The 242-nt window shown below is 46.7% G+C and carries 1 protein-coding gene; it reads left to right on the plus strand.

The genetic code is table 11. The annotated features are described in order from the left end of the window. Positions 1-242, plus strand: a 242-nt coding sequence (locus tag SB765_RS33020; protein WP_410932948.1) for an ead/Ea22-like family protein, incomplete at both ends; no start/stop codon positions are given.

The following is a 242-nucleotide window of genomic DNA, read 5'->3' on the forward strand; positions in this document are numbered from 1 at the left end:
GACCTTTTCCATGAATTGGTAACACCATCGATTGTGCTGGAACTGCTGGATGAACGGGAAAGAAACCAGCAATACATCAAACGCCGCGACCAGGAGAACGAGGATATTGCGCTAACAGTAGGGAAACTGCGTGTTGAGCTTGAAACAGCAAAATCAAAACTCAACGAGCAGCGTGAGTATTACGAAGGTGTTATCTCGGATGGGAGTAAGCGTATTGCTAAACTGGAAAGCAACGAAGTCCG

The sequence above is a fragment of the Pseudomonas sp. SIMBA_067 genome (assembly GCF_046534675.1).
GTDB lineage: Bacteria > Pseudomonadota > Gammaproteobacteria > Pseudomonadales > Pseudomonadaceae > Aquipseudomonas > Aquipseudomonas putida.